The 293-nt window shown below is 47.1% G+C and carries 1 protein-coding gene; it reads left to right on the plus strand.

Going from position 1 to position 293, the window contains the following annotated elements; all coding sequences use genetic code 11:
* Window positions 1-108 precede the first annotated feature (108 nt).
* Window positions 109-293, plus strand: a 185-nt coding sequence (locus tag LZP73_RS20145) for a hypothetical protein (RefSeq protein WP_234236691.1), incomplete at its 3' end; no start/stop codon positions are given.

Raw genomic sequence — 293 nt, forward strand, 5'->3', positions numbered from 1 at the left:
ATTGAGCACGCCTCTGCGGAAAATTTACAAGAGCTTGCCGATCACAATATGTATCAGGCCAAACACCAGCGTGCCGAAAAGCTGGTGAGATAACAAGGATATATCGATATGATAAAGCACCTGCTAGCACCCCTGATTTTCACCTCGCTAATACTTACTGGCTGCCAGTCCCCTCAGGGAAAGTTTACTCCTGAGCAAGTCGCCGCTATGCAATCTTATGGATTTACTGAATCCGCCGGCGACTGGTCGCTGGGCTTATCAGATGCCATTCTGTTTGCAAAAAATGACTACAA

The sequence above is a fragment of the Shewanella sp. AS16 genome, assembly GCF_021412365.1.
Lineage (GTDB): Bacteria > Pseudomonadota > Gammaproteobacteria > Enterobacterales > Shewanellaceae > Shewanella > Shewanella salipaludis.